At 70.3% G+C, this 26,101-nt stretch carries 24 protein-coding genes and 1 pseudogene; 21 read left to right on the forward strand and 4 right to left on the reverse strand.

Going from position 1 to position 26,101, the window contains the following annotated elements:
• Nucleotides 1-172: 172 nt before the first annotated feature.
• The 15 genes from pgsA to ACFYSH_RS29155 all read left to right on the forward strand — a co-directional run bounded on the left by pgsA (nt 173) and on the right by ACFYSH_RS29155 (nt 15,458).
• Nucleotides 173-847, forward strand: a complete 675-nt coding sequence (gene pgsA, locus ACFYSH_RS29085; protein ID WP_359477620.1) for a phosphatidylinositol phosphate synthase — start codon at nt 173-175, stop codon at nt 845-847.
• The gene (locus ACFYSH_RS29090) at nt 844-1,767 is read left to right on the forward strand and encodes a phosphatidylinositol mannoside acyltransferase (RefSeq protein ID WP_359477564.1); all 924 of its coding nucleotides are present in this window, start codon (nt 844-846) and stop codon (nt 1,765-1,767) included. Before pgsA ends, ACFYSH_RS29090 begins: the two co-directional genes overlap by 4 nt.
• Nucleotides 1,764-2,924 carry a glycosyltransferase family 4 protein gene (locus tag ACFYSH_RS29095; RefSeq protein WP_359477561.1) on the forward strand — a complete coding sequence of 387 codons (1,161 nt, stop codon included), beginning with the start codon at nt 1,764-1,766 and terminating at the stop codon, nt 2,922-2,924. Before ACFYSH_RS29090 ends, ACFYSH_RS29095 begins: the two co-directional genes overlap by 4 nt.
• A 54-nt stretch (nt 2,925-2,978) precedes the next feature.
• The gene (locus ACFYSH_RS29100; RefSeq protein WP_359477558.1) at nt 2,979-3,524 is read left to right on the forward strand and encodes a hypothetical protein; all 546 of its coding nucleotides are present in this window, start codon (nt 2,979-2,981) and stop codon (nt 3,522-3,524) included.
• A 141-nt stretch (nt 3,525-3,665) separates the two neighbouring features.
• On the forward strand, nt 3,666-4,586 hold the full coding sequence (gene pdxS, locus ACFYSH_RS29105; RefSeq protein WP_277334947.1) for a pyridoxal 5'-phosphate synthase lyase subunit PdxS: 921 nt from the start codon (nt 3,666-3,668) through the stop codon (nt 4,584-4,586).
• 7 nt (nt 4,587-4,593) lie between these two features.
• Nucleotides 4,594-5,187: a pyridoxal 5'-phosphate synthase glutaminase subunit PdxT gene (pdxT, locus tag ACFYSH_RS29110; protein ID WP_388756349.1), complete on the forward strand. Its 594-nt coding sequence runs from the start codon at nt 4,594-4,596 to the stop codon at nt 5,185-5,187.
• A gap of 61 nt (nt 5,188-5,248) precedes the next feature.
• The gene (locus ACFYSH_RS29115; protein ID WP_359477551.1) at nt 5,249-6,001 is read left to right on the forward strand and encodes a YebC/PmpR family DNA-binding transcriptional regulator; all 753 of its coding nucleotides are present in this window, start codon (nt 5,249-5,251) and stop codon (nt 5,999-6,001) included.
• A 114-nt stretch (nt 6,002-6,115) separates the two neighbouring features.
• The gene (ruvC, locus tag ACFYSH_RS29120) at nt 6,116-6,649 is read left to right on the forward strand and encodes a crossover junction endodeoxyribonuclease RuvC (RefSeq protein ID WP_359477548.1); all 534 of its coding nucleotides are present in this window, start codon (nt 6,116-6,118) and stop codon (nt 6,647-6,649) included.
• Nucleotides 6,646-7,272, forward strand: coding sequence for a Holliday junction branch migration protein RuvA (ruvA, locus tag ACFYSH_RS29125; protein ID WP_359477545.1), 627 nt, complete (start codon nt 6,646-6,648; stop codon nt 7,270-7,272). Before ruvC ends, ruvA begins: the two co-directional genes overlap by 4 nt.
• A gap of 80 nt (nt 7,273-7,352) precedes the next feature.
• Nucleotides 7,353-8,438, forward strand: coding sequence for a Holliday junction branch migration DNA helicase RuvB (gene ruvB, locus ACFYSH_RS29130; RefSeq protein ID WP_359477543.1), 1,086 nt, complete (start codon nt 7,353-7,355; stop codon nt 8,436-8,438).
• Nucleotides 8,439-8,606: 168 nt separating this feature from the next.
• Entirely contained in the window at nt 8,607-9,065 is a 459-nt protein-coding gene (yajC, locus tag ACFYSH_RS29135) for a preprotein translocase subunit YajC (protein WP_359477540.1), read from the forward strand.
• Between the two features lie 147 nt (nt 9,066-9,212).
• Nucleotides 9,213-10,961 (forward strand): protein translocase subunit SecD, encoded by a 1,749-nt coding sequence (gene secD, locus ACFYSH_RS29140; RefSeq protein ID WP_359477537.1) that lies wholly within the window; start codon nt 9,213-9,215, stop codon nt 10,959-10,961.
• A gap of 1 nt (nt 10,962) precedes the next feature.
• The gene (gene secF, locus ACFYSH_RS29145) at nt 10,963-12,081 is read left to right on the forward strand and encodes a protein translocase subunit SecF (protein ID WP_359477535.1); all 1,119 of its coding nucleotides are present in this window, start codon (nt 10,963-10,965) and stop codon (nt 12,079-12,081) included.
• A complete protein-coding gene (locus ACFYSH_RS29150) occupies nt 12,078-12,635 on the forward strand; it encodes an adenine phosphoribosyltransferase (RefSeq protein ID WP_359477532.1) in 558 nt (185 codons plus the stop codon). Before secF ends, ACFYSH_RS29150 begins: the two co-directional genes overlap by 4 nt.
• A 168-nt stretch (nt 12,636-12,803) precedes the next feature.
• Nucleotides 12,804-15,458 carry a RelA/SpoT family protein gene (locus tag ACFYSH_RS29155; RefSeq protein WP_359477529.1) on the forward strand — a complete coding sequence of 885 codons (2,655 nt, stop codon included), beginning with the start codon at nt 12,804-12,806 and terminating at the stop codon, nt 15,456-15,458.
• Nucleotides 15,459-15,565: 107 nt separating this feature from the next.
• Here ACFYSH_RS29155 and ACFYSH_RS29160 read toward each other — a convergent pair whose 3' ends face one another.
• Both ACFYSH_RS29160 and ACFYSH_RS29165 read right to left on the reverse strand, forming a co-directional pair.
• On the reverse strand, nt 15,566-16,795 hold the full coding sequence (locus ACFYSH_RS29160; RefSeq protein WP_388756356.1) for a DUF349 domain-containing protein: 1,230 nt from the start codon (nt 16,793-16,795) through the stop codon (nt 15,566-15,568).
• Between the two features lie 188 nt (nt 16,796-16,983).
• Nucleotides 16,984-17,778 carry a peptidylprolyl isomerase gene (locus ACFYSH_RS29165; RefSeq protein WP_359479302.1) on the reverse strand — a complete coding sequence of 265 codons (795 nt, stop codon included), beginning with the start codon at nt 17,776-17,778 and terminating at the stop codon, nt 16,984-16,986.
• A gap of 147 nt (nt 17,779-17,925) precedes the next feature.
• On the opposite strand from ACFYSH_RS29165, the gene ACFYSH_RS29170 reads away from it, so the two are divergent.
• From ACFYSH_RS29170 to ACFYSH_RS29185, 4 genes are all read left to right on the forward strand, one after another.
• Entirely contained in the window at nt 17,926-18,612 is a 687-nt protein-coding gene (locus tag ACFYSH_RS29170) for an MBL fold metallo-hydrolase (RefSeq protein ID WP_359479304.1), read from the forward strand.
• 15 nt (nt 18,613-18,627) lie between these two features.
• Nucleotides 18,628-19,890 (forward strand): histidine--tRNA ligase, encoded by a 1,263-nt coding sequence (gene hisS / locus ACFYSH_RS29175; RefSeq protein ID WP_359479306.1) that lies wholly within the window; start codon nt 18,628-18,630, stop codon nt 19,888-19,890.
• 368 nt (nt 19,891-20,258) lie between these two features.
• The gene (locus ACFYSH_RS29180; RefSeq protein ID WP_388756360.1) at nt 20,259-20,894 is read left to right on the forward strand and encodes a vitamin K epoxide reductase family protein; all 636 of its coding nucleotides are present in this window, start codon (nt 20,259-20,261) and stop codon (nt 20,892-20,894) included.
• 44 nt (nt 20,895-20,938) lie between these two features.
• Nucleotides 20,939-22,312, forward strand: coding sequence for a replication-associated recombination protein A (locus ACFYSH_RS29185; RefSeq protein ID WP_359479310.1), 1,374 nt, complete (start codon nt 20,939-20,941; stop codon nt 22,310-22,312).
• A 10-nt stretch (nt 22,313-22,322) separates the two neighbouring features.
• Here the strand turns inward: ACFYSH_RS29185 and ACFYSH_RS29190 are convergent, their stop codons facing one another.
• Nucleotides 22,323-23,024: a DUF2470 domain-containing protein gene (locus ACFYSH_RS29190; protein WP_388756363.1), complete on the reverse strand. Its 702-nt coding sequence runs from the start codon at nt 23,022-23,024 to the stop codon at nt 22,323-22,325.
• 188 nt (nt 23,025-23,212) lie between these two features.
• On the opposite strand from ACFYSH_RS29190, the gene rpsD reads away from it, so the two are divergent.
• Nucleotides 23,213-23,827 carry a 30S ribosomal protein S4 gene (gene rpsD / locus ACFYSH_RS29195; protein ID WP_014157362.1) on the forward strand — a complete coding sequence of 205 codons (615 nt, stop codon included), beginning with the start codon at nt 23,213-23,215 and terminating at the stop codon, nt 23,825-23,827.
• 14 nt (nt 23,828-23,841) lie between these two features.
• Here the strand turns inward: rpsD and ACFYSH_RS29200 are convergent.
• Nucleotides 23,842-25,359: pseudogene (locus tag ACFYSH_RS29200) on the reverse strand (ATP-binding protein).
• A gap of 244 nt (nt 25,360-25,603) precedes the next feature.
• On the opposite strand from ACFYSH_RS29200, the gene ACFYSH_RS29205 reads away from it, so the two are divergent.
• A complete protein-coding gene (locus tag ACFYSH_RS29205) occupies nt 25,604-26,098 on the forward strand; it encodes a DUF948 domain-containing protein (RefSeq protein ID WP_359475503.1) in 495 nt (164 codons plus the stop codon).
• Nucleotides 26,099-26,101: the final 3 nt, after the last annotated feature.

Genomic DNA, 26,101 nt, shown 5'->3' on the forward strand with positions numbered 1-26,101 from the left:
GAGCTTTCCACCCGTGCCGGACGCCGTCCATCCGTCGCACACGGCGAAGCGTGACTTCCGGGACATCCGGCGGGACGGGGTGCCCCGCAAAGGCCCGGCACCGCTGGTGACTACGATGGGCCAGCCGGTGGCCGAAAGGGCCGCGCGGTGCCCACCGAACCTCGGGAAGGCCATGCTGAACAAGTACGCGCGTGCATTTTTTACGCGTGTCCTCACACCGTTCGCCGCTCTGCTGCTCCGCCTCGGGGTCAGCCCCGACGCGGTCACTCTCGTCGGCACGGCCGGAGTGATGGCAGGTGCGCTGGTCTTCTTCCCGATGGGGGAGTTCTTCTGGGGCACGATCGTGATCACGATGTTCGTCTTCTCGGACCTGGTCGACGGCAACATGGCCCGGCAGGCCGGGATCTCCAGCCGGTGGGGCGCGTTCCTGGACTCGACGCTCGACCGAGTGGCGGACGGCGCGATCTTCGCCGGGTTCGCGCTCTGGTACGCGGGCAGCGGGAACGACAACATGCTGTGCGCGGTGGCGATCTTCTGTCTGGCCAGCGGCCAGGTGGTCTCGTACACGAAGGCGCGGGGCGAGTCGATCGGCCTGCCGGTCGCGGTGAACGGACTGGTGGAGCGCGCCGAGCGGCTCGTGATCTCGCTGGTCGCCGCAGGCCTCGCCGGGCTGCACGGCTTCGGCGTCCCGGGCATCCAGGTCCTGCTGCCGATCGCGCTGTGGATCGTCGCGGTGGGCAGCCTGGTGACACTGGTCCAGCGGGTGGTGACCGTGCGCAGGGAGTCGGCCGAGGCCGATGCCGCCGCGGGCGGGACGGCGGACCAGGGGAGCGAGGCCACGCAGTGAGCAGTACCGGATCCGATCTCAGGGGACGGCTGTCCGACGGGCTCTACGGCCTCGGCTGGGGCGCGGTCAAGAAGCTCCCCGAGCCGGCCGCGGCCGTACTCTTCCGCACTCTGGCCGACCAGGTGTGGAAGCGGCGCGGGAAGTCCGTGCTGCGGCTGGAGTCGAACCTCGCCCGGGTGGTGCCCGACGCGGACGCCTCCCGGCTCGCCGAGCTGTCGAAGGCCGGCATGCGCTCGTACATGCGCTACTGGATGGAGTCCTTCCGGTTGCCGACCTGGAGTCCGCAGCGGGTCAAGGCCTCCATAGACGTCCGTGACGTCCACCGGATCACCGACGCTCTTGACGCGGGCCAGGGGGTCGTCGTCGCGCTGCCGCACCTGGCGAACTGGGACCTGGCGGGAGCGTGGGCCACCACGGACCTGAAGGTGCCGTTCACGACGGTCGCCGAGCGGCTCAAGCCGGAGATCCTCTACGACCGGTTCGTTGCCTACCGCGAGGGGCTTGGCATGGAGGTCCTTCCGCATAACGGAGGGGCCGCGTTCGGGAAACTGGCCCGGCGGCTGCGCTCGGGAGGGCTGGTCTGTCTCGTCGCCGACCGCGACCTGGCGGCCTCGGGCGTCGAGGTGAATTTCTTCGGCGACACCGCGCGCATGCCCGCCGGGCCGGCGCTACTGGCCCAGCAGACGGGCGCGCTGCTGCTGCCCGTCACCCTCTGGTACGACGGTACGCCGGTCATGCAGGGACAGGTCCACCCACCCGTCACCATCCCTGAGACAGGTACCCGGGCCGAGAAGACGTCCTCCATGACACAGGCGCTGGCCGATGTGTTCGCCGCCGGGATCGCCGAACATCCGGAGGACTGGCACATGCTGCAGCGGCTCTGGCTTTCCGATCTGGAACCCCAGGGGGAAGCTCCGTGAAGATCGGTATCGTCTGCCCGTACTCCTGGGACGTGCCGGGCGGGGTGCAGTTCCACATCCGCGACCTCGCCGAGCACCTGATCGGCCTCGGCCACGACGTCTCGGTGCTCGCGCCCGCCGACGACGAGACGCCGCTCCCGCCGTACGTCGTGCCCGCCGGCCGGGCCGTGCCCGTCCGGTACAACGGCTCCGTGGCCAGGCTGAACTTCGGTTTCCTGACCGCCGCCCGGGTCCGGCGCTGGCTGAACGACGGCACCTTCGACGTCATCCACATCCACGAACCCACCACGCCCTCGGTGGGCCTGCTGACCTGCTGGGCGGCGCGGGGACCGATCGTCGCCACCTTCCACACGTCCAATCCGCGTTCCCGGGCCATGATCGCGGCCTACCCGATCCTCCAGCCCGCGCTGGAGAAGATCAGCGCGCGGATCGCGGTGAGCGAGTACGCGCGGCGGACGCTGGTCGAGCACCTCGGCGGGGACGCCGTGCTCATCCCCAACGGCGTCGACGTGGACTTCTTCGCCCGGGCCGAGCCGAAGGCCGAGTGGCAGGGGGACACCCTCGGTTTCGTCGGGCGCATCGACGAGCCGCGCAAGGGGCTGCCCGTCCTGATGAAGGCGCTTCCGGCCATCCTCGCCGCCCGCCCGGAGACCCGGCTGCTGGTCGCGGGGCGCGGCGACGAGGAGGAGGCGGTCGCCTCACTGCCGAAGGAGCTGCGCTCACGCGTCGAGTTCCTCGGCATGGTGAGCGACGAGGACAAGGCACGGCTGTTGCGGAGCGTCGACGTGTACGTCGCGCCGAACACCGGCGGCGAGAGCTTCGGCATCATCCTGGTCGAGGCACTGTCGGCGGGAGCACCCGTCCTCGCCAGCGACCTGGACGCCTTCGCGCAGGTGCTCGACCAGGGAGCCGCGGGCGACCTGTTCGCCAACGAGGACGCGGACGCGCTGGCCTCGGCCGCGATCCGGCTCCTGGGCGATCCGGAGCGGCGTGAAGGGCTGCGGGAGCGGGGCAGCGCGCATGTGCGCCGCTTCGACTGGACGACGGTCGGCGCGGACATCCTCTCGGTCTACGAGACGGTCACGGACGGGGCGGCGGCCGTGGACACCGACGAACGCACGGGGCTCCGTGCGCGTTTCGGCCTCGCCAGGGACTGAGCGGGGCGTACCGGCGGATCCGGGTGCGTCCCGCCGACGGTAGCCTTGCCGCCCGTGATCGAAATCCTCATCTGGACCGTCGTCGCCCTGGTCGCGATCGGCCTGTATCTCAGCTGGACCGCCGGGCGGCTCGACCGGCTGCACGCCCGTATCGACGCGGCTCGGGCGGCACTGGACGCCCAGCTGCTGCGCCGCGCCTCGGTCACCCAGGAGCTGGCCACCTCCGGCGTCCTGGACCCGGCCGCGTCGATCGTGCTGTACGAGGCGGCGCACGCGGCGCGGCAGGCGGAGGAGGAGCAGCGCGAGGTCGCGGAGAGCGAGCTGAGCACAGCCCTGCGGGCCGTGTTCGGCGAGCCGGAGCAGGTCGAGGCGGTGAAGGAGTTCCCGGGCGGTGAGGACGCCGCCAGGGAACTGGCCGCCGCCGTACGCCGCGTACCGATGGCGCGCCGCTTCCACAACGACTCGGTGCGCGCCGCCCGCGCGCTGCGCCGGCACCGGACGGTGAGGCTGTTCCGGCTCGCGGGCCACGCACCGTTCCCGCTCGCCTACGAGATGGACGACGAGCCGCCGGTCGCTCTGGCGGACCGGCCCGGCAGCTGAGGGCAGGAGCCGGCCGGAGTACGGCACCGGTCAGCGGAACGATCCACCGGCTACTCATTGGCCCTTGCTGTGGACTGCTCCCGGAGCGTTTGCTCGGGTCTGCACGATCCAGCGTTTCTCCACCCCCAGTGAGGTCGATCCGTGTCCACGCTTCCCAGCACCCCGCAGTCCGCCGAGACCCCGGCCACCGGCACCGCCCGAGTCAAGCGCGGCATGGCCGAGCAGCTCAAGGGCGGCGTGATCATGGACGTCGTCGACGCCGAGCAGGCGAAGATCGCCGAGGACGCCGGCGCCGTGGCCGTCATGGCCCTGGAGCGGGTGCCGGCCGACATCCGCAAGGACGGCGGCGTGGCCCGGATGTCGGACCCCAACATGATCGAGGAGATCATCGGGGCCGTCTCCATCCCCGTCATGGCGAAGTCCCGCATCGGCCACTTCGTCGAGGCCCAGGTGCTCCAGTCCCTCGGCGTCGACTACATCGACGAGTCCGAGGTCCTCACCCCGGCCGACGAGGTCAACCACAGCGACAAGTTCGCCTTCACCACCCCCTTCGTCTGCGGTGCCACCAACCTGGGCGAGGCCCTGCGCCGAATCGCCGAGGGCGCCGCGATGATCCGCTCGAAGGGCGAGGCGGGTACGGGCAACGTCGTCGAGGCCGTCCGCCACCTGCGCCAGATCAAGAACGAGATCGCCCGGCTGCGCGGCTACGACAACAACGAGCTGTACGCGGCCGCCAAGGAGCTCCGCGCTCCGTACGAGCTGGTCAAGGAGGTCTCCGAGCTCGGCCGGCTGCCCGTCGTGCTGTTCTCGGCCGGCGGCGTCGCCACCCCCGCGGACGCGGCCCTGATGCGTCAGCTCGGCGCCGAGGGCGTCTTCGTGGGCTCCGGCATCTTCAAGTCCGGTGACCCGGCCAAGCGCGCCGCCGCCATCGTGAAGGCCACCACCTTCTACGACGACCCGAAGGTCATCGCGGACGCCTCCCGCAACCTGGGCGAGGCCATGGTCGGCATCAACTGCGACACGCTGCCCGAGGGCGAGCGCTACGCCAACCGCGGCTGGTAAGCGCCTCATGACCGACAACCCTGTCATCGGGGTCCTGGCTCTTCAAGGCGACGTACGGGAACACCTGATCGCCCTGGCCTCGTCCGACGCCGTGGCCAGGCCGGTCAGGCGGCCCGAGGAGCTCGCCGAGGTCGACGGGCTCGTCATACCCGGTGGCGAGTCCACCACCATGTCCAAGCTGGCGGTGCTCTTCGGCATGCTGGAGCCGCTGCGCGAGCGGGTGGCCGCCGGGATGCCGGTCTACGGCACCTGCGCGGGCATGATCCTGCTCGCCGACAAGATCCTCGACCCCCGCTCCGGCCAGGAGACGGTCGGCGGTATCGACATGATCGTGCGCCGTAACGCTTTCGGGCGGCAGAACGAATCCTTCGAGGCGGCCGTCGAGGTCGCCGGGGTGCCGGGCGGACCCGTCGACGGCGTCTTCATCCGGGCCCCCTGGGTGGAGTCGGTCGGCGCCCGGGCGGAGGTCGTCGCGGTGCACGGCGGGCATATCGTGGCCGTACGCCAGGGAAACGCCCTGGCGACCTCGTTCCACCCGGAACTGACCGGCGACCACCGTGTGCACGCGCTCTTCACCGACATGGTGCGCTCCGTGGGCTGATCCGACCCCGGTAGGATCTCTCGGGTTCGGATCGATTTTGGTGACGCGAAGGAGAAGGCAGATGTCCGGCCACTCTAAATGGGCTACGACGAAGCACAAGAAGGCCGTGATCGACGCCAAGCGCGGCAAGCTCTTCGCGAAGATGATCAAGAACATCGAGGTCGCGGCCCGCACGGGCGGCGCCGACGTGTCCGGCAACCCGACTCTCTTCGACGCCATCCAGAAGGCCAAGAAGAGCTCGGTCCCGAACAAGAACATCGACTCGGCGGTCAAGCGCGGTGCCGGTCTCGAGGCCGGTGGCGCCGACTACGAGACGATCATGTACGAGGGCTACGGCCCGAACGGTGTCGCGGTGCTCATCGAGTGCCTCACCGACAACCGCAACCGTGCCGCGTCCGACGTCCGTGTCGCCATGACCCGCAACGGCGGTTCGATGGCGGACCCGGGCTCGGTCTCGTACCTGTTCAACCGCAAGGGCGTCGTGATCGTCCCCAAGGGCGAACTGTCCGAGGACGACGTCCTCGGTGCGGTGCTCGACGCGGGCGCCGAGGAGGTCAACGACCTCGGTGAGACCTTCGAGGTGCTCAGCGAGGCCACCGACATGGTCGCGGTCCGCACGGCGCTGCAGGAGGCCGGCATCGACTACGACTCCGCCGAGGCCAACTTCGTCCCGACCATGCAGGTCGAGCTGGACGAAGAGGGCGCGCGCAAGATCTTCAAGCTGATCGACGCGCTGGAGGACAGCGACGACGTGCAGAACGTCTTCGCCAACTTCGACGTCTCCGACGAGGTCATGGAGAAGGTCGACGCCTGAGGGCGGCACAGCCTGGGACGGGCCGACGGGACACACCCCGTCGGCCCGTCGCATTGTCAGCGGCAGCCGATAGCCTGCGGGAACACATGACCGAGCGGCGGAGGGGGCCCATTCATGCGGGTGTTGGGCGTGGACCCGGGGTTGACCCGGTGCGGCGTCGGAGTCGTCGAGGGAGTCGCCGGCCGGCCGCTCACGATGATCGGCGTCGGCGTCGTGCGGACCCCGGCCGACGCGGAGCTCGGCCACCGGCTCGTCGCCATCGAGCAGGGCATCGAGCGGTGGCTCGACGAGCACCGGCCCGAACGCGTCGCCGTGGAGCGGGTGTTCAGCCAGCACAACGTGCGTACGGTGATGGGCACCGCCCAGGCCAGCGCCGTCGCCATGCTCTGCGCCGCCCGCCGGGGCATCCCGGTGGCACTGCACACCCCCAGCGAGGTCAAGGCCGCCGTCACCGGCTCCGGACGTGCCGACAAGGCACAGGTCGGCGCCATGGTGACCCGGCTGCTCCGGCTCGACGCGCCGCCGAAGCCGGCCGACGCCGCCGACGCCCTCGCCCTCGCCATCTGCCACATCTGGCGTGCGCCCGCGCAGAACCGACTGCAGCAGGCCGTCGCCGCCCACCGCACGCTGAAAGGCCGTACCGCATGATCGCCTTCGTCTCCGGCCCGGTGGCCGCCCTCGCTCCGGCCACGGCCGTGATCGAGGTCGGCGGCATCGGCATGGCCGTCCAGTGCGCCCCCGGCACCCTCGCGGGCCTGCGGATCGGCCAGGAGGCCAAGCTGGCCACCTCGCTCGTCGTACGCGAGGACTCGCTCACCCTCTACGGCTTCGCCGACGACGACGAGCGCCAGGTCTTCGAGCTCCTCCAGACCGCCAGCGGCGTCGGCCCCCGGCTCGCCCAGGCCATGCTCGCCACCCACAGCCCGGACGCCCTGCGCATCGCCGTCGCCACCGGTGACGAGAAGGCGCTCACCGCCGTGTCCGGCATCGGCAAGAAGGGCGCCCAGAAGCTCCTCCTCGAGCTCAAGGACCGGCTCGGCGAGCCCGTCGGCGCGCACATCGGGCAGCAGGGCATCGGCGCCGCCGTCAGCTCCTCCTGGCGCGACCAGCTGCAGGCCGCCCTGATCGGCCTCGGCTACGCCACCCGCGAGGCGGACGAGGCGGTGACCGCCGTGTCACCGCAGGCCGAGGCCGCGATCGCCGAGGGCGGCCAGGCCCCCGTGCCGCAGCTGCTGCGCGCCGCCCTGCAGACCCTCAACCGCGCACGCTGACCGCAGGGGCACGACGCCCCGTACGCCGGCCGGAGCACCGCACGGACCGGCACCGAAACACCCGAGGCGGGACTGACGAGATGAACTGGGACGAGACCGGAGCCGATACGGGCGACCTCACGGAGGAGCGGCTGGACGACCGTCTGGTCGACGCCGGAGCGGACGGCGAGGACACCGCGGTCGAGGCCGCCCTGCGCCCGAAGGACCTCCACGAGTTCGTCGGCCAGGAGAAGGTCCGCGAACAGCTCGACCTGGTCCTCAAGGCCGCCCGCGCCCGGGGGGCCACCGCCGACCACGTCCTGCTCTCAGGCGCCCCTGGCCTGGGCAAGACCACCCTCTCCATGATCATCGCAGCCGAGATGGGCGCACCGATCCGGATCACCTCCGGCCCCGCCATCCAGCACGCCGGTGACCTCGCCGCGATCCTTTCCTCGCTCCAGGAGGGCGAGGTCCTCTTCCTCGACGAGATCCACCGCATGTCGCGGCCGGCCGAGGAGATGCTCTACATGGCGATGGAGGACTTCCGGGTCGACGTCATCGTCGGCAAGGGCCCGGGGGCCACGGCGATCCCGCTGGAGCTGCCCCCGTTCACCCTCGTCGGCGCCACCACCAGGGCGGGACTGCTGCCGCCCCCGCTGCGTGACCGTTTCGGCTTCACCGGGCACATGGAGTTCTACGCCCCCACCGAGCTGGAGCGGGTCATCCAACGCTCCGCCGGTCTGCTCGACGTCGTCATAGACACCGCGGGGGCCGCCGAGATCGCCGGACGTTCCCGGGGCACGCCCCGTATCGCCAACCGCCTGCTGCGCCGTGTCCGGGACTACGCCCAGGTGAAGGCCGAAGGGCGTATCGACCGGGACATCGCCGCCGCGGCCCTGCGGGTGTACGAGGTCGACGCCAGGGGCCTGGACCGCCTGGACCGTGCGGTGCTCAGCGCCCTGCTGAAACTCTTCGGCGGGGGCCCCGTCGGGCTCTCCACCCTCGCCGTGGCCGTCGGCGAGGAGCGCGAGACCGTCGAGGAGGTCGCCGAGCCCTTCCTCGTACGGGAAGGACTGCTCGCGAGGACTCCGCGGGGCAGGGTCGCCACCCCCGCGGCATGGGCCCATCTGGGGCTCGTCCCCCCGCAGCACGGCGCAAAGGGACAACAGGGCCTGTTCGGGGCGTGACACAGGACGGGTTGGCCAGCAGGGGAACCACGGTGCCATGCTGGACGTTGTTCCAATGATGCGGACTCGCTTAGACTCCGCCGATGCCGCCCGTACAGGTCGGTGTACCCACCCCCGTAGACCAGGCCGCGCGAGTTCAGCGTGGTCGTGCGAAGGAAGTTCCGTCCCGTGAGTCTCGTGACCCTCCTCCCCTTCATCGTGCTCATCGGGGCCATGTTCCTGATGACCCGGTCCGCCAAGAAGAAGCAGCAGGCGGCTGCGCAGATGCGCAACGACATGCAGCCCGGCACCGGCGTCCGGACGATCGGGGGCATGTACGCCACCGTCAAGGAGATTCAGGAAGACACGGTTCTCCTCGAGGTCGCGCCCGGCGTCCACGCCGTCTACGCCAAGAACGCCATCGGTGCCGTCCTCGACGACGCGGAGTACAACCGCATCGTCCACGGTGACGACGAGCAGGAGACCGACGGCGCGATCGTGCCCGACGACGCCTCCTCGCTGACCGAGGGCGAGCCCGCGGACGACGACGTCGCGAAGATCGACCTCGGTAAGAAGACCGAGGACACCGCACCGAAGGACGCCGAGGCCAAGGACGCCAAGGCCGACGGCGAGGGCGACGCGAAGTAGTTCCACGACCCACAGACGCCGGACACCCACAGGTGTCCGGCGTCTCACGGGCCGTGCGGTCTTCTGCGGGGGTGGGTCCCCACAACACTTCGTGGCCGCTCGGGCGCGTACCCGGCGCGGGGCGGTTGGACAGGGAGAAACGAAAAGGTGGCAGCACCGAAGAAAGGCCGGGGCTCAACCGGTGGACAGGGCAGGCCGGGGCGTGCCCTGGTTCTGATCCTCATCGCCATGGTCGCCCTGACCGGTGGGATGTTCCTGTCCGGGCACACCACGCCCCGGCTCGGAATCGACCTGGCCGGCGGTACGTCGATCACGCTCAAGGCGAAGAGCCAGCCCGGCAAGCCTGAGGCGATCAACGAGACCAACATGAACACCGCGGTCAGCATCATCGAACGCCGTGTCAATGGTCTGGGTGTCTCCGAGGCCGAGGTTCAGACCCAGGGCGCATCGAACATCATCGTCAACATCCCCAAGGGGACGAACTCGAAGCAGGCCCGGGAGCAGGTCGGCACCACGGCCCAGCTCTACTTCCGGCCCGTGCTCACGGTCACCGGCGGCGAGCCGACCCCCGAGGGTTCCGCCAGCCCGTCCGCGAGCGGCTCCGGAGAGGCGAGCGCCACGCCCAGCGCGAAGGCGACCGACCCGGAGACGGCCTCGGATCCGAAGACGACGCCCTCGGCGAGCGCCACCACCCAGGGCCGTGCCGTCACCGACGCGCTGAAGGACGAGACGCCGGCCCCCTCGGACACCGCGGGGTCCTCGGAAGCCCCGGCGGCGACCGGGACGCCCGACGCCGCCACCGCGGCGCTCGAGAAGAAGTTCACCGCACTGGACTGCACCGACGCGGCCGCCCGCGCCAAGGCCGGCGACGGCGTCAAGCCCGAGGACTCCACGGTCGCGTGCAGCTCCGAGGGCGACGCCAAGTACCTCCTCGGCCCGGCCGAGGTCTCCGGTACGGACGTCGACGACGCGAAGGCACAGTTCGACCAGCAGCGCGGCATCTGGCTCGTCTCCATGGAGTTCACCGACAAGGGCTCCAAGAAGTTCCAGACGATCACCAAGAAGCTGTCGTCGCAGACGTCCCCGATGAACCAGTTCGCGATCTCCCTCGACGGTGAGGTCGTCTCGGCCCCCCAGGTGAACGAGACGCTCTCCGGCAGCGCCGAGATCTCCGGAAGCTTCACCCAGCAGTCCGCCGAGGACCTGGCGAACGTCCTGTCCTACGGCGCGCTCCCGCTGTCCTTCAGTGAGGACACCGTCACCACGGTCACCGCCGCGCTCGGTGGCGAGCAGCTGGAGGCCGGTCTCATCGCCGGCGCCATCGGACTCGCGCTGGTCGTCATCTACCTGGTGGCCTACTACCGCGGCCTGGCGCTCATCGCGCTGCTCAGCCTGTTGGCCTCCGGCATCCTGACCTACACGATCATGGCCCTCCTCGGCCCGGCCATCGGCTTCGCGCTGAACCTGCCGGCCGTCTGCGGTGCCATCGTGGCGATCGGAATCACGGCGGACTCGTTCATCGTGTACTTCGAACGCATCCGGGACGAGATCCGTGAAGGCCGCACACTCCGTCCGGCCGTCGAGCGCGCCTGGCCCAGGGCCCGGCGCACCATCCTCGTGTCCGACTTCGTATCGTTCCTGGCCGCGGCCGTGCTCTTCCTCGTCACGGTCGGCAAGGTCCAGGGGTTCGCTTTCACGCTCGGCCTCACGACCCTGCTCGACGTCGTCGTGGTGTTCCTCTTCACCAAGCCCGTCATGACGCTGATGGCCCGTACGAAGTTCTTCGGCAACGGTCACCCGTGGTCCGGCCTGGACCCGAAGCGGCTCGGCGCCAAACCGCCGCTGCGCCGCTCGCGCCGCGCCCCCGTCCGCACCGACCACCCGAAGGAGGCGTGAGATGTCGCGACTCGGCAATCTCGGCGCCCGGCTCTACCGTGGCGAGGTCGGTTACGACTTCATCGGCAAGCGCAAGATCTGGTACGGCGTCTCGATCCTGATCACCATCACCGCCATCCTCGGCGTGGTGGTCAGCGGCCTCAACATGGGCATCGAGTTCAAGGGCGGCGCGGTCTTCACGACCGACACCAAGGCCAAGATCTCGGTCACGCAGGCCCACGAGGTGGCGGTCGAGGCCTCAGGCCACGAGGCGATCGTCCAGGAGCTCGGCAACGGCGGGCTCCGCATCCAGATCACCGAGGTCGACACGGCCAAGGCCGACCAGATCAAATCCGAGCTCTCCGACGAGCTCGGCATCCCCGAGGCGAAGATCAACGCGGACCTCGTCGGCCCCAGCTGGGGTGAGCAGATCGCCAACAAGGCCTGGGCCGGCCTCGGCATCTTCATGGTCCTGGTGGTGATCTACCTGGCCATCGCGTTCGAATGGCGGATGGCCGTCGCCGCGCTGGTGGCCCTGATCCACGACATCACCATCACCGTCGGCGTCTACGCCCTCGTCGGCTTCGAGGTCACCCCCGGCACCGTCATCGGTCTGCTGACCATCCTCGGTTACTCCCTCTACGACACGGTCGTCGTCTTCGACAGTCTCAAGGAGGGCACGAAGGGGATCACCAAGCAGACCCGCTGGACCTACAGCGAGATCGCCAACCGTTCCATCAACGGCACGCTGGTGCGTTCCATCAACACCACCGTCGTCGCCCTGCTGCCGGTCGCCGGTCTGCTGTTCATCGGTGGCGGTGTCCTCGGCGCGGGCATGCTGAACGACATCTCCCTGTCGCTGTTCGTCGGCCTCGCCGCCGGTGCGTACTCCTCGATCTTCATCGCCACCCCGCTGGTCGCCGACCTCAAGGAACGCGACCCGCAGATGAAGGCACTGAAGAAGCGGATCCTCGCCAAGCGGGCCGCCTCTGCGGCCAAGGGCGAGTCCGCCGAGGACGAGCACGACGACCGGGCCTACGAGGCCGACGAGTCCGACGAGGACACGGCGCCCGCCGGGGCCGTCGTCGGACAGCGCCGGCAGCCCGGGGGTCACGGCCGGACTCCGAGGAACCGACGATGACCAGCACCAGCATCACCGACGCCACCCGGGAGCTCCTGCTCAGCCGGATCCGGGACGTCCCGGACTACCCGAAGCCCGGGGTGCTGTTCAAGGACATCACCCCGCTGCTCGCGGACCCGGTCGCCTTCACCGCGCTCACCGACTTCCTCGCGGAGCTGTGCGTGCGGCACGGGGCCACCAAGATCGTCGGCCTCGAGGCGCGCGGTTTCATCCTGGCCGCGCCGGTCGCGGTCCGGGCCGGGCTCGGCTTCGTACCCGTCCGCAAGGCCGGGAAGCTGCCCGGCGCCACGCTCGGGCAGGCGTACGAGCTGGAGTACGGCACCGCGGAGATCGAGATCCACGCCGAGGACCTGTCCGCCGACGACCGCGTCATGGTCATCGACGACGTCCTGGCCACCGGCGGCACCGCCGAGGCCTCGCTGGAGCTGATCCGGCGGGCCGGTGCACAGGTCGCCGGGGTCTCCGTCCTCATGGAGCTCGGCTTCCTCGCAGGCCGCGCCCGGCTCGAGGCAGGGCTGCGGAACGCCCCGCTGGAGGCCCTGATCACCCTCTGACCTGCAACGCGCCACCCCGGCGCGCTCAGGGACGTACAGGACGGGCACCCGGGAACATCCGGGTGCCCGTCCCGCGTTGTGCAGGGCCCCGCACTCCCCGGGCGAGGACCCGCCCCGGGGTCGATACCATGGGTTTTCCGGTAGCCCGGATCCGCACGAGGAGCGCTCTTGCCAGACGAGGCCCAGCCAGTCGCCGCCCCGCAGCCCGAAAGGCCCGCGGCGGCCTCCGCCACGCCCGGGAAGGCGCAGCCCGAGGGGGCGGGCCAGCCGGGGACCGCAGGCGAGCCCACGCAGGGTCCCGCCCAGGCTCCGGCCCCCCAGACGCCCGCCGCACCGGCGAAGCCGGCCCCGCCGCCGGGCGTGAAGCCGGCGTCCCCTCCTGGCACGAAGGCCGCGCCCTCCCCGGAGCCGAACACTCCGGCTCCGGTGTCTCCTGCCCCGGGGTCCCCGGCTCCCGCGCCCGCCGCGAAGCACCCGGCCAGGCCCGCCGTCACCCCGTCGGCCGCGCCCACGCGCTCCGGCGGCTCCTCGAACCGGGTCCGGGCCCGCCTCGCCCGACTGGGCGTACAGCGCTCCAGCCCGTACAACCCGGTCCTCGAGCCCCTCCTGCGTACGGTCCGCGGAAACGACCCCAAGATCGAGTCCGCCACGCTGCGCCAGATCGAGAAGGCCTACCAGGTCGCCGAGCGCTGGCACCGAGGCCAGAAGCGCAAGAGCGGCGATCCCTACATCACCCACCCGCTCGCCGTCACGACGATCCTCGCCGAGCTCGGCATGGACCCGGCGACGCTGATGGCGGGACTGCTGCACGACACGGTCGAGGACACCGAGTACGGCCTGGACACCCTGCGCAAGGACTTCGGCGACCAGGTCGCGCTGCTCGTCGACGGCGTCACCAAGCTCGACAAGGTGAAGTTCGGCGAGGCCGCCCAGGCGGAGACCGTACGCAAGATGGTCGTCGCCATGGCCAAGGACCCCCGGGTCCTCGTCATCAAGCTCGCCGACCGGCTGCACAACATGCGCACCATGCGCTACCTCAAGCGCGAGAAGCAGGAGAAGAAGGCCCGCGAGACCCTCGAGATCTACGCGCCGCTGGCCCACCGCCTGGGCATGAACACCATCAAGTGGGAACTGGAGGACCTCGCTTTCGCGATCCTCTACCCCAAGATGTACGACGAGATCGTCCGCCTCGTCGCCGAGCGCGCGCCCAAGCGTGACGAATACCTCGCGATAGTGACCGACGAGGTCCAGGCCGACCTGCGTGCCGCCCGCATCAAGGCCACCGTCACCGGCCGGCCGAAGCACTACTACAGCGTCTACCAGAAGATGATCGTGCGGGGCCGCGACTTCGCGGAGATCTACGACCTGGTGGGCATCCGCGTCCTCGTCGACACCGTTCGGGACTGCTACGCGGCGCTCGGCACCGTCCACGCCCGGTGGAACCCGGTGCCGGGGCGGTTCAAGGACTACATCGCGATGCCCAAGTTCAACATGTACCAGTCGCTGCACACCACGGTGATCGGTCCCAGCGGCAAGCCCGTCGAGCTGCAGATCCGCACGTTCGACATGCACCGCCGCGCCGAGTACGGCATCGCCGCGCACTGGAAGTACAAGCAGGAGGCCGTCGCGGGCGCCTCCAAGGTGCGTACCGACGTTCCCAAGAACACGGGTGGCGGCCGCGGCCAGGACACCGTCAACGACATGGCGTGGCTGCGCCAGCTCCTGGACTGGCAGAAGGAGACCGAGGACCCCAGCGAGTTCCTGGAGTCCCTGCGCTTCGACCTCTCGCGCAACGAGGTCTTCGTCTTCACGCCGAAGGGCGACGTGATAGCGCTGCCCGCCGGCGCGACGCCGGTCGACTTCGCGTACGCCGTCCACACGGAGGTCGGCCACCGCACCATAGGGGCTCGCGTCAACGGGCGGCTCGTACCGCTGGAGTCGACGCTCGACAACGGCGATCTGGTGGAGGTCTTCACCTCCAAGGCGGCCGGTGCGGGGCCCTCCCGTGACTGGCTCCAGTTCGTCAAGTCACCCCGGGCGCGCAACAAGATCCGCGCCTGGTTCTCCAAGGAGCGGCGTGACGAGGCGATCGAGCAGGGCAAGGACGCCATCGCGCGGGCCATGCGCAAGCAGAACCTGCCGATCCAGCGGATCCTGACGGGCGACTCCCTGGTCACGCTGGCGCACGAGATGCGTTACCCCGACATCTCGTCGCTGTACGCGGCGATCGGGGAGGGCCATGTCACGGCGGCCGGTGTCGTCCAGAAGCTCGTCCAGGCACTGGGCGGCGAGGACGCGGCCAACGAGGACCTGGCGGAGAGCTCGCCGCCCTCGCACGGGCGTAACAAGCGCCGTAGCAAGGCGGATCCAGGTGTGGTCGTCAAGGGCGTCGAGGACGTCTGGGTCAAACTGGCCCGCTGCTGCACCCCCGTACCCGGCGACCCGATCATCGGGTTCGTCACCCGGGGCAGCGGCGTCTCCGTGCACCGCGCGGACTGCGTCAACGTCGACTCGCTCTCGCAGCAGCCGGAGCGGATCCTCGACGTCGAGTGGGCGCCCACCCAGTCCTCGGTCTTCCTCGTCGCCATCCAGGTCGAGGCACTGGACCGGTCGCGCCTGCTCTCCGACGTCACCCGCGTCCTGTCGGACCAGCACGTGAACATCCTGTCGGCGGCCGTGCAGACCTCCCGGGACCGGGTGGCCACCTCGCGCTTCACCTTCGAGATGGGCGACCCCAAGCACCTGGGCCACGTCCTGAAGGCCGTACGCGGTGTCGAGGGCGTCTACGACGTCTACCGGGTCACCTCGGCCCGCCGGCCGTAGGGCGGGGCGGCACACGCCCCGGGGAGGCCCGCGCCGCCCCATGCGAAAGGGGCTTCCGTACGCGACGCGTACGGAAGCCCCTTTCGCATGGGGCGGGAGCGCCCGGCTCAGCCGCCGAACTCCTCCAGGCCCTTCAGCGCCTGGTCCAGCAGCGCCTGACGGCCCTCCAGCTCACGGGAGAGCTTGTCGGCCCTGGCGTTGTTGCCCGAGGCGCGTGCTGTGTCGATCTGCGTGCGCAGCTTGTCGACGGCCGCCTGGAGCTGACCGGTCAGCCCCTCGGCGCGTGCCCGCGCCTCCGGGTTGGTCCGGCGCCACTCGGACTCCTCGGCCTCCTGGAGGGCACGCTCCACGGCCTGCACCCGGCCTTCGACCTTCGGGCGGGCGTCACGCGGGACGTGGCCGATGGCCTCCCAGCGCTCGTTGACGGAGCGGAAAGCCGCCCTGGCCGCCTTCAGATCGGTCACCGGGACCAGCTTCTCGGCCTCGGCGGCGAGCTCCTCCTTGAGCTTGAGGTTCTCGCCCTGCTCCGCGTCCCGCTCGGCGAAGACGCCACTGCGGGCTGCGAAGAACACGTCCTGGGCGCCGCGGAAGCGGTTCCACAGTTCGTCCTCGGCCTCGCGCTGGGCGCGACCCGCGGCCTTCCACTCCGTCATCAGGTCGCGGTAACGCGCGGCCGTCGTGCCCCAGTCGGTCGAGCCGGAGAGCGACTCGGCCTCGGCGGCCAGCTTCTCCTTCACCTTGCGGGCCTCTTCGCGCTGGGCGTCGAGTGCGGCGAAGTGGGCCTTGCGGCGCTTGGAGAAGGCGGAACGGGCGTGCGAGAAGCGGTGCCACAGCTCGTCGTCGGACTTGCGGTCCAGGCGAGGCAGCCCCTTCCACGTGTCGACGAGCGCACGCAGACGCTCACCCGCGGACCGCCACTGCTCGCTCTGCGCCAGCTCCTCGGCCTCGACGACGAGCGCCTCCTTGGCCAGCCGGGCCTCGTCGGCCTGCTTCGCCTTCTGGACCTTGCGCTCCTCGCGGCGTGAGTCGACCGTCGCGACCAGGGCGTCCAGCCGCTCGCCGAGCGCGGCGAGGTCGCCGACGGCGTGGTGCTCGTCGACCTGCTGCCGCAGGTGCCCGATCGCGGCCGTGGCGTCCTTCGACGACAGGTCGGTGGTCTTCACCCGCCGTTCGAGGAGGCCGATCTCGACCACCAGGCCCTCGTACTTGCGCTCGAAATAGGCCAGTGCCTCCTCGGGGGAACCGGCCTGCCACGATCCGACGACCTGTTCGCCCTCGGCCGTACGCACGTACACGGTGCCCGTCTCGTCGACACGGCCCCACGGGTCGCTGCTCACAGCGCCTCCTCCACCTGATGCATCGAAGGGGTTCGCCCCCGTGCATCGTCCACAGTTTCCTGGGGCGGGCAGCGCCCGCCCTGCACAACGCCAATCTAGGCGACCGGCCGCCCGGCTGTCCGCACTCAGCGCGGCCGAAATTCTCCGGTGCGTCCCAGGAACCCCGTGCCGGGCGGCCACACGTACGGTCAGGCCTTGTCCACCGTGGCCTTCTCGACCGTGACGGTCTTCTTCGGGGCTCCGTCGCCCGCCCCATCGGCGACGCCCGCCTCGGCGACCTTCTTGACGGTCTTCAGGCCGGCATCGTCCATGGTGCCGAACGGCGTGTAGCTGGGCGGGAGTTTGGTGTCCTTGTAGACCAGGAAGAACTGGCTGCCGCCCGTGCCCGGCTGGCCGGTGTTCGCCATCGCGACGGTGCCCGCCGGGTACGTCACCGCGCCGTCGGCGCCCGCCTTGCCCAGCGCCGTGAGGTTCTCGTCCGGGATCGTGTAGCCGGGACCGCCGGTCCCGTCACCCTTCGGGTCACCGCACTGCAGGACGAAGATGCCCTCCGTGGTCAGCCGGTGGCACTTCGTGTTGTCGAAGTACTCCTTGTCCGCGAGGGCCTTGAACGAGTTCGTGGTGCGCGGGGTCTTCGCCGCGTCCATCGTGATGCCGATCTCGCCCTGGCTCGTCTTGAGCGACATCGAGTACCGGGCCTTCTTGTCGATCTTCATCGCCGGCTCCGGGGCACTGCTCTCGCTCTCCGCGGGCGAGGGCGACGCCGACGGGTCGGCGGTCGCCGCCGCGTCCGCGGTGTCCTTCGTGTCGTCGCCGTCGAGTGAGACATACGCGCCCGCACCGATGACCGCCACCACGGCCACCGCCGAGGCGATGATCACCGTGAGGCGCCTGGTCCTGCGGCGCGCTTCCTCCCGGCGCTGCTGCTGCCGCTCGAACTTCTCCCGGGCGAGCTGCCGCCGCCGCTGATCGCTGCTGACCACCGGATGGTCTCCTTGTACGTCGTGTGATCGGTCCTGGAATGCCCGTACGGTATATGGGTTAGCTGTGGAATGCGGAGCGCCGGTAGTCTCTGATCTGCCGTATTTCCCTCCATGGACCTCCTCGTCGGACGAACACTAAGGACGATCGTGCTCATTGCCGGGTTCCCCGCCGGGGCCTGGGGGACCAATTGCTACCTGGTCGCCCCCGCCGCCGGTGAGGAGTGCGTGATCATCGACCCCGGCCACCAGGCCGCCCAGGGCGTCGAGGAGACGCTCAGGAAGCATCGGCTCAAGCCCGTCGCCGTCGTCCTCACCCACGGCCACATCGACCACGTCGCCTCGGTCGTCCCCGTGTGCGGCGCCCATGACGTCCCCGCCTGGATCCACCCCGAGGACCGCTACATGATGAGCGACCCCGAGAAGGCGCTGGGCCGGTCCATCGGAATGCCGCTGATGGGCGAGCTGTCCGTCGGCGAGCCGGACGACGTCAAGGAACTGACCGACGGTGCCCGGCTGGAGCTGGCGGGCCTGGAGTTCGGCGTCGCGCACGCGCCCGGCCATACCAAGGGGTCGGTGACGTACCGGATGCCCGAGGCGGCGGATGTTCCGCAGGTCCTCTTCTCGGGCGACCTGCTCTTCGCCGGCTCCGTCGGACGCACCGACCTGCCCGGCGGCGACCACGCCGAGCTGCTCGAGTCGCTGACCCGTGTGTGTCTGCCGCTCGACGACTCGACCGTGGTGCTGTCCGGCCACGGCCCCCAGACGACCATCGGCCGCGAGCGCGCCTCCAACCCGTACATGAACGGTCTGGCCGCGCCCCGCCGAGGAATGTGACGAGAGAGAACAACCGTGAGCACCTTCCAGGCCCCCAAGGGCACGTACGACCTGATCCCGCCGCGCTCCGCGAAGTTCCTCGCGGTGCGCGAGGCGATCTCCGCACCCCTGAAGAACTCCGGCTACGGCTACATCGAGACGCCCGGCTTCGAGGACGTCGCCCTGTTCTCACGCGGTGTCGGCGAGTCCACCGACATCGTGTCCAAGGAGATGTACGCCTTCGAGACCAAGGGCGGCGACCAGCTCGCGCTGCGCCCCGAGGGCACCGCGTCCGTGCTGCGCGCGGCGTTGGAGGCCAACCTGCACAAGGCGGGCAACCTCCCCGTGAAGCTCTGGTACTCCGGCTCGTACTACCGCTACGAGAAGCCGCAGGCGGGCCGTTACCGTCACTTCTCGCAGGTGGGCGCCGAAGCCATCGGCACCGAGGACCCCGCGCTCGACGCCGAGCTGATCATCCTCGCCGACCAGGCGTACCGCTCGCTCGGCCTCAGCCAGTTCCGGATCCTGCTGAACTCGCTGGGCGACAAGGAGTGCCGTCCCGTCTACCGGGAGGCACTCCAGACATTCCTGCGGGATCTCGATCTCGACGAGGAGACCCGTCGGCGCATCGAGATCAACCCGCTGCGGGTCCTCGACGACAAGCGGTCCGACGTCCAGAAGCAGCTGACCGGTGCCCCGATGCTGCGCGACTTCCTGTGCGACGCATGCAAGGCGTACCACGAGGAGGTGCGTGATCTGCTGACGGCGGCCGGTGTGGTGTACGAGGACGACGAGAAGCTGGTCCGGGGCCTCGACTACTACACGCGCACGACCTTCGAGTTCGTCCACGACGGTCTGGGCTCCCAGTCCGCGGTGGGCGGCGGCGGCCGGTACGACGGCCTGTCCGAGATGATCGGCGGCCCGGCCCTCCCCTCCGTCGGCTGGGCGCTCGGCGTGGACCGTACGGTTCTGGCGCTGGAGGCCGAGGGCGTCGAACTCGAGATCCCCGCCACCACCAGCGTGTACGCCGTGGCGCTCGGCGACGAGGCGCGGCGGGTGCTGTTCGGCCTGGTCACGGAGCTCCGCAGGGCCGGGGTCGCCTCCGACTTCGCGTACGGCGGTCGTGGCCTGAAGGGCGCTATGAAGAACGCGAACCGTTCCGGTGCCCGCTACACGATCGTGGCAGGCGAGCGTGATCTCGCCGAGGGCGCGGTTCAGCTCAAGGACATGGAGTCGGGTGACCAGGAGGCGGTCGCGCTCGACGCGCTCGTGGCCACGGTGCGGGCGAAGCTGGCCTGAACACGGACCGTCCGCACCGTGCCCGCCCGGATCGTCCGGGCGGGCACGGTGCGTCGAACGCCGGGTGAGCCGCGTCCCTCGCACCGTCAACGCGGTGGATGCGGATTCATTCTGTCGAATGCTTTCGACACGGGGCCGCCGCCGGTGGCGTGGAGCGCCCAGGTGGTGCGGAGCACGGGAGGCCGCCCGGGCGTCGCGCGAGCAACCCCCGCACGTCGACCGCCAGTTCCACCCTGTGCGGGGGAAGTCCCGGAGCCTGCGCCCGCACTCCACCCGGGCACATCTTTATGTCCATCGAACGGTTGCCCGTACCGGCGGTGCGGCAGAATGACCCTGCCCGGCCGGCTACTCAGTGATGGAACGGCGATATGACGATGGCAGCGGTAGACCACCCCTCCTCCCGGCAGGACGAGGACAGCGGCGCGACGACCTTCGGCGGCAGTCGCGCGCTCGCGCTTCTGCTGGTGATCACCGGTGCGGCCGGGCTGCTCGCGGCCTGGGTGATCACGATCGACAAGTTCAAGCTGCTCGAGGACCCGAACTTCACACCGGGCTGCAGCCTGAACCCGGTGGTCGCCTGCGGCAACATCATGAAGAGCGAGCAGGCGTCCGCCTTCGGCTTCCCCAACCCCATGCTCGGCATCGCCACCTACTCGGTGGTCATCGGCATCGGCATGGCGCTCCTCGCCGGGGCCCGCTTCCGCGCCTGGTACTGGCTGGGCCTCAACGCCGGCACCCTGTTCGGCGTCGGCTTCTGCACCTGGCTGCAGTACCAGTCGCTGTACAACATCAACTCGCTCTGCCTGTGGTGCTGCCTCGCCTGGGTCGCCACGATCTTCATGTTCTGCTACGTCACCACGCACAACATCAAGCACGGCATCCTGCCCGCGCCCGCCTGGCTGCGGAACACCCTCACCGAATTCCACTGGGTGCCGCCGGTGCTCTGGATCGGGATCATCGGCATGCTGATCCTGACCCGTTGGTGGGACTTCTGGACCAGCTGACGCTCCGGGCGGTCCTGTCAGTGGGGTGACATAGGCTTCTGGACGTGGAGCCCGACCTCTTTACCGCAGCAGCCGAAGACCGCCAGGAGAAGGACCCGTCCAGCAGCCCCCTCGCTGTCCGGATGCGCCCTCGTACGCTGGACGAGGTCGTCGGCCAGCAGCATCTGCTCAAGCCGGGCTCGCCGCTGCGCCGTCTCGTGGGTGAGGGCAGCGGAGGGCCGGCAGGGGCCTCGTCGGTGATTCTGTGGGGCCCGCCGGGCACGGGAAAGACAACCCTGGCGTACGTGGTCAGCAAGGCCACCAACAAGCGCTTCGTCGAGCTCTCCGCGATCACCGCGGGCGTCAAGGAGGTCCGGGCCGTCATCGAGGGCGCGCGCCGCGCCACCGGTGGGTTCGGCAAGGAGACCGTCCTCTTCCTCGACGAGATCCACCGCTTCTCCAAGGCGCAGCAGGACTCCCTGCTCCCCGCCGTGGAGAACCGCTGGGTCACGCTGATCGCGGCCACCACGGAGAATCCGTACTTCTCGATCATTTCTCCGCTGCTGTCGCGATCCCTGCTCCTCACCCTGGAGCCCCTCACGGACGAGGACCTGCGGGCGCTCCTGCGCCGGGCCGTGACCGACGAGCGAGGTCTCGGCGGTGCGGTCACGCTTCCCGAGGCCGCGGAGGCGCATCTCCTGCGCATCGCCGGCGGCGACGCCCGGCGGGCGCTGACCGCCCTGGAGGCGGCGGCCGGAGCGGCTCTCGCCAAGCACGAGCCGGAGATCACGCTGGAGACGCTCGAGGAGACCGTCGACCGCGCCGCCGTGAAGTACGACCGCGACGGCGACCAGCACTACGACGTGGCGAGCGCCCTGATCAAGTCGATCCGCGGCTCCGACGTGGACGCCGCATTGCACTACCTGGCCCGGATGATCGAGGCGGGGGAGGATCCGCGCTTCATCGCCCGGCGCCTGATGATCTCCGCCAGCGAGGACATCGGGCTCGCCGATCCGACGGCGCTGCCCACGGCGGTGGCGGCGGCCCAGGCCGTCGCCATGATCGGCTTCCCCGAGGCGGCGCTCACCCTCAGCCATGCCACGATCGCGCTCGCGCTCGCACCCAAGTCGAATGCGGCGACACTGGCGATCTCCGCGGCGCAGGAAGACGTGCGCCGGGGCCTGGCAGGCCCGGTCCCGGCCCACCTGCGCGACGGCCACTACAAGGGCGCCGCCAAACTGGGCCACGCCCAGGGCTATGTCTACCCGCACGACGTGCCCGGGGGCATCGCCGCCCAGGAGTACGCCCCGGACGCCGTCCGCGGCAGGCGTTACTACGAACCCACGCGCTACGGCGCGGAGGCGCGCTACGCAGACGTGGCGGACCGGGTCCGCGAGCGGCTCGGCCGCGGCGAGCAGGGCGGTCCGGCGTCCTCGTGACGCCCGTCACTCAGCAGGCCGCCGCCTCGAAGAGGGTGTACATGGCGCGGCGCAGCTCGGTGATGTCACGTACGGGCTCGGGAAACTCGAACCGGGCGTCGAAGCAGGCATCCCGTTGCTCGACGAACCGCACCCGGAGGCCGAAGCGGTCGAGTGCGACGGGGACGGCGCCGACCCGGTGTTGCGGGCAGCCGCACTCGGCCCGGTCACCGAGCAGCCTGGACAGAGTGGCCATCTGCTCGCTGTGCGCGGCGTGCAGATGCTGGAGCAGCTCGGCCTCATGAGGGGTCAGAGGATCGGCGACGGCGTCCCGGAATGCCTCCGGTTCCACCTCCTCGCATCCCCACAGATCGTCGACCGAAGCCTCGCCGGTCTCCAGCCGGAGCATCATCCGGCCGGGCCGCGCGAGCCCCGGTACGGCGGTGAGCCAGCCGGCGATCCGGGCACGGCCGCGGATCCGGTGCGGGACCGAGACCGGTGCGACATCGGTGATCTCCAGCACGGCGGTCAGTTCGTCGCCCTGGGCGCGCGTCGCAGCCCGTACGACCGGGGAGTCGGTGGGGAATTCGAGGAACAGATCCCCTTCGGCACCCATGCTCCTGCTGTCGGGCATCAGCTGGTCCGGGTGGAGCACCGACAGCCCGGGTACGAGCAGCACCGCGGAGCAGGTACTCTGTACGAGAGTTCGTGTGCGCTCGGCTGCTGACGGCATCCGAGTGTTTTCAAGCCCGCTGGGACGCGGCTGACCACGATCAGATCGGCCTTCCGTCGTAGCAGCACCTTCTGTCGTGCTGCCGCTGTCTGTGCTGTCCGTGACGTGTGTGGTGTTCCCAGGGCGAGACATGCGATCTCCTTGAGTAAGGTAAGCCTAACCTAACCTACAACGGAGGTCTGGAGAACGTGCCTAACCAGTCGCGTCCCAAGGTCAAGAAGTCGCGTGCCCTCGGCATCGCCCTGACGCCGAAGGCTGTCAAGTACTTCGAAGCCCGCCCCTACCCGCCGGGCGAGCACGGCCGTGGCCGCAAGCAGAACTCGGACTACAAGGTCCGTCTGCTCGAGAAGCAGCGTCTGCGTGCGCAGTACGACATCAGCGAGCGCCAGATGGCGCGTGCCTACGACCGCGCCCGTAAGGCCGAGGGCAAGACGGGCGAGGCGCTTGTCGTCGAGCTCGAGCGCCGCCTCGACGCCCTGGTCCTGCGTTCGGGCATCGCCCGCACCATCTACCAGGCCCGCCAGATGGTCGTCCACGGCCACATCGAGGTCAACGGTGGCAAGGTCGACAAGCCGTCCTTCCGCGTGCGCCCCGACGACGTCGTGCAGGTCCGCGAGCGCAGCCGCTCCAAGGTCCCCTTCCAGGTGGCCCGCGAGGGTGGTTACGACACCGACGGTGAGACCCCGCGCTACCTCCAGGTGAACCTGAAGGCCCTGGCCTTCCGCCTGGACCGGGACCCGAACCGCAAGGAAATCCCGGTCATCTGCGACGAGCAGCTCGTCGTCGAGTACTACGCCCGCTGATCCAGGCGTAGCGCTCAATCGAGCTCGGGCCCGCCCCTCCTGGTTGTACGGGAGGCGGCGGGCCTCGGCGTTTCCTCGGGTGTTCCCTCGACGCGCGTCCCCTCCGGGGCCGTGCCGTCGTCCGTACCGGCGCCGAGTGCCCGCGCCACCGCGGCCTCCGCCTCCAGTCGGCGGCCCGAGCGCCGCTCCGCGTCGTACCGTGCGTCGCCGAGCTGCGCCCTGGCGCGCTCCTCGCACTCGGCCCGGGGCCAGCCGTAGTGGGCGGAACCGAACAGCGACAGCCCCACCGAGGGCCAGATCCGGTCCGCCGCCCCCTGCTCAGTCGCGCGTAGTCGTAGGGGGACTCCTCCTCCAGTACGTGGTCCGGCCAGTGGCGCCCCTCGGCGAGACGACCGCAGCCCACCCAGTAGAACCAGAGCGTGCCGGCGAGGTACTGCGCGAGATGGACCTCCGCCGGGCGCTCCATCGAGTACTCCATCGCGCGCCGGAGATTGGACAGCTCGCTGTCGATCCGGGCCGCGGCCTCCGCCTGCCGGGGGCTGAACCAGTCCAGCTCGCACCATGTCGCGAGCCCCAGGTGCCAGTCCCGGTGCCTGCGGCGCAGCCGCTCGGCGTCCCCGGTCGCCCGCAGCCACTCGGCGCCGTGCTCCCGTACGGTGTCCAGCAGCCGGTAGCGGCAGGACGTCCAGCACGGAGTCGGCCGGCAGGCAGGGGCCACTGCAGATGTACTCGACCGCCTCCAGGTCGAACGGTCCCGCGAAGACGGAGAGCCGCGCCCACAGCAGCCGTTGCTCGGGAGCGCACAGTTCATGACTCCAGCCGATGGCGGTACGCAGCGTCCGGTGGCGGGGGAGCGCGCTCGGGCTGCCTCCGGTCAGCAGCCGGAAACGGTCGTCGAGGCGGTGCAGCACCTGCACCGCCGTGAGGGCCCGCAGTCGCCCTGCGGCGAGCTCCAGCGCCAGCGGGATGCCGTCGAGCCGTCGGCAGAGCTCCCGCACGGTCTCCCGGTCCCTGTCCGCCAGCCGGAATCCCGGGCGCACCGCCGCGGCACGCCGGGTGAACAGTTCCAGCGCGTCCGCGTCCGACATCGGCAGCAGGGAGAAGGTGAGTTCGCCGTCCACCCGCAGCGGACGGCGCCCGGCCGCGAGCACCTGGAGCCCCGGCGCCCGGCGGAGCAGTTCGCGTACGAGTCCGGCGCACACGTCGGTGAGGTGTTCGAAGCCGTCCAGCACGAGCAGCAGCCGGCGCGCCGCACAGTGATCGAGCAGAGCGGTGCGGGGCGGCCTGCTGGTGTGGTCGGTGAGCCCCAGCGCTTCTGCCAGGGCGTACTCGACCAGTGCCGGGTCATGGACGGCAGACAGCTCGGCGATCCACACGCCGTCGCAGTACCGTTTCTCCGCCAAGGCTGCGGCCCGGCTCACCAAGCGGGTCTTCCCCACCCCGGCGACCCCGGCCACGGTGACGAGCCTGGACTCCAGCAGGAGCGACTCCGGTTCGGCCGGTTCGTCGTCGCGTCCCACGAAGGTGTTCAGCTCGGCCGGGAGATTTCAGCGTACGGGGGAGGGGCGCTGAGGGCGTCGCATGAAACACGAAGAGTACTGGCACGTAAGCTCTCCGTACAATCTCCCCGGACCCAGGGCCCGGCCGCCCGCCGGTAATGCGGTACGGGGCGAGACGCCCGGCGCGATAGGCTCGGGGGACGACGATCGGCAGTGGTGGCGGGACGCGCCGGCCGAGCAGTGACAGGAAGATACCGGCCGGAACAGGTCCCGGCCGATGCGGGCGACGAGCAGAGAGCGGTGCACTGTGTCCGGTGGAGAGGTTGCCGGCATCCTGGTGGCTGTCTTCTGGGCGATCCTGGTGTCCTTTCTCGCCGTGGTACTGGTGAGGCTGGCCCAGACGCTCAAGGCGACCACCGCCCTGGTGGCGGACGTGACGGAACAGGCGGTTCCGTTGCTCGCCGACGCCTCGGCCACGTTGCGCACCGCGCAGACCCAGCTCGACAAGGTCGACGCCATCGCCAGCGACGTCCAGGAGGTCACCTCCAACGCCTCCGCGCTCTCCACCACCGTCGCGTCGACGTTCGGCGGCCCGCTCGTGAAGGTGGCCGCGTTCGGCTACGGCGTACGGCAGGCGCTAGGCCGCCGTGCAGCCGCGGAGCCGGAACCGGCCCGCCGGACCTCCCGCCGCACCGTGATCGTCGGCCGTACCGTGCCGTCCGCCCGTGACAGGAAGCGGAACGGCCGAAGCTCCCGCGGACAGAAGGACTGACCC

The organism is Streptomyces sp. NPDC005791, assembly GCF_042871485.1.
Taxonomy (GTDB): domain Bacteria; phylum Actinomycetota; class Actinomycetes; order Streptomycetales; family Streptomycetaceae; genus Streptomyces.

Bases quoted from the DNA above. Each gene is read 5' to 3' on its own strand.
- pgsA (WP_359477620.1), top strand. From the start codon at position 173: ATGCTGAACAAGTACGCGCGTGCATTTTTTACGCGTGTCCTCACACCG.
- pdxT (WP_388756349.1), top strand. From the start codon at position 4,594: ATGACCGACAACCCTGTCATCGGGGTCCTGGCTCTTCAAGGCGACGTA.
- ACFYSH_RS29115 (WP_359477551.1), top strand. From the start codon at position 5,249: ATGTCCGGCCACTCTAAATGGGCTACGACGAAGCACAAGAAGGCCGTG.
- ruvC (WP_359477548.1), top strand. From the start codon at position 6,116: ATGCGGGTGTTGGGCGTGGACCCGGGGTTGACCCGGTGCGGCGTCGGA.
- ruvA (WP_359477545.1), top strand. From the start codon at position 6,646: ATGATCGCCTTCGTCTCCGGCCCGGTGGCCGCCCTCGCTCCGGCCACG.
- ruvB (WP_359477543.1), top strand. From the start codon at position 7,353: ATGAACTGGGACGAGACCGGAGCCGATACGGGCGACCTCACGGAGGAG.
- secF (WP_359477535.1), top strand. From the start codon at position 10,963: ATGTCGCGACTCGGCAATCTCGGCGCCCGGCTCTACCGTGGCGAGGTC.
- ACFYSH_RS29150 (WP_359477532.1), top strand. From the start codon at position 12,078: ATGACCAGCACCAGCATCACCGACGCCACCCGGGAGCTCCTGCTCAGC.
- ACFYSH_RS29180 (WP_388756360.1), top strand. From the start codon at position 20,259: ATGACGATGGCAGCGGTAGACCACCCCTCCTCCCGGCAGGACGAGGAC.
- ACFYSH_RS29190 (WP_388756363.1), bottom strand. From the start codon at position 23,024: ATGCCGTCAGCAGCCGAGCGCACACGAACTCTCGTACAGAGTACCTGC.
- ACFYSH_RS29205 (WP_359475503.1), top strand. From the start codon at position 25,604: ATGCGGGCGACGAGCAGAGAGCGGTGCACTGTGTCCGGTGGAGAGGTT.